The sequence below is a fragment of the Rhodococcus sp. P3_B8 genome (assembly GCF_056402775.1).
In genome coordinates this window covers 1-1,597 of record NZ_JBFUGT010000605.1, presented here as the reverse complement: position 1 = coordinate 1,597, position 1,597 = coordinate 1, and the positions used below count along the sequence as shown (strand labels likewise).

Below are 1,597 nucleotides of genomic sequence, written 5' to 3'. Positions count from 1 at the left end.
ACGTGGGGATCATCGCGTCGAGACCGATAGCCTCGATGGGCCGCAGCACCGCTCTATTGCCCGCCAGCGCCCAGGTAATGTGCTGCCGCTTGGCCGATTCCGCAAACTCGGACAGTATCGACAATCCCGAGGTTCCGACGAAGTCGACTGCAGTCATGTCGACGATGATGCGTGAGGAGGAGCCCCCGTCGGCCAGGTGCGCGAGGGCAAGCGCGAAGGAAGGGGCGGCGAGCACGTCGATGTCGCCGGAGATTTGCCCCACCGTGGCGTCGGCGTCCGGCGCGAATTCGACGGCCATCCCCAGTCCACGGTCGCTGGTGAGCATCTCCCGGGTGCGGTGGCCGGTGGCCCGCGCGGTGGGGGGTGTGACTCGGAACGACGTGTGTAATAGCTTCATGACCCTCCGATCGCGTGCACTCTATGGGAGTCCGTGCGCCGTGGGCCGAACGGAGCGCAGCGGCACCGAGTCCGCAGTGGGAGTGCACACAATATCTGTCCACCGCGCACTGCTGCGGCCTCCGGACAATCTGCGGCTGTGTTCTCAACCACGCGCGATCTACATTACGTCTACACCAGATCGGCATCAACCGATTGCCAACGTGGTCGAACGGTGAGGGCGCGTCAGTCGAACTTCGAATTGTGATGCGTGATGACTTCCCGTGCGACGCCGCTGAGCTTGATGTTCATGTCCTGCGACGTCTTGCGCAGCAGGTCGAAAGCCCTACCTTCGGAGATGTCGTGGAAGGCCATCAACAGTCCGATCGCTTTTCCGATCTCGCGGTTGCTGGCCAGGCCCTCACGCAGAGTCTGCGCTTCCTGGTGTTCGTGGAGCGCTGTCAGCGTCACCGCCGCGAACGCCGTGATCAGGATCGCCTGATCGATCGATTTGTCGGTGAATTCTCCGGGGTTGTCCGAGAACAGATTGAGTGCGCCGACCTTGCGTCCGCGGATCATGAGCCGGAAGCCGGCAGCGCCCCGGACCGGGGTTTCGGCAATGGCCCGACGGGCAAGGCGCGGCCACTGCGTCGAACGGGCGAGCTCGCTCTCGACCTGCGGTGCGTCGTTCTCGATCGCATCGAGGCAGGGCCCTTCCTGCTCGGCTCGTTCGAGCGCGTCGACCTGGGCTGCGATGTCATCGCTCGCGGCCACGGTGACGTGACGATCGTTCTCCTTCAGCATGAGGCTGGCGTGGGCACACCCGGGAACCAAAGTGGCAGCCGCATCGCAGATGGCCTGGTAGACCTGAGCGAAGTCGTCGCCGTTGTAGACCATCTCGGCCAGCTTCGCGAAGACGGCACTGGGTCCGTCGCCTCCGGTACGCGTCATCTCCGAAGGATCATTCGGCATTATTCGCCTCCCGAAGTGCACTAACGCGGCGTGAACCGGCGTCGCAATTCTCGCGACGTCCGATCAATTCTGCCAGAACGGCAACGACCACGAGGGGGCCGAGGGGGCCGGCATCGCACGTGGGGGAGTCGTTGCCCGGGTATTGCCATGCGTGCGGCAGCTAGCTAGGCTCGAATATGTATTCGAACGACCTTGGGGGAGGTTGGTTGTGGGGGCATTACTTCTCGAGGAATTGCGCGCATTCACGGCG

General features: G+C 63.7%; 2 protein-coding genes. Both read right to left on the bottom strand.

The genetic code is table 11. The features are described from left to right. Positions 1 to 397, bottom strand: a 397-nt coding sequence (locus tag AC1D1G_RS45010; protein ID WP_477956920.1) for an STAS domain-containing protein, incomplete at its 3' end; no start/stop codon positions are given. A gap of 224 nt (positions 398 to 621) precedes the next feature. After that, complete coding sequence (locus AC1D1G_RS45005; RefSeq protein ID WP_477956919.1) at positions 622 to 1,347, bottom strand: GAF and ANTAR domain-containing protein; 726 nt, start codon at positions 1,345 to 1,347, stop codon at positions 622 to 624. Between the last annotated feature and the right edge of the window lie 250 nt (positions 1,348 to 1,597).

Excerpts from the sequence above, each read along its gene's own strand:
- AC1D1G_RS45005 (WP_477956919.1), bottom strand. The coding sequence starts at position 1,347 with ATGCCGAATGATCCTTCGGAGATGACGCGTACCGGAGGCGACGGACCC.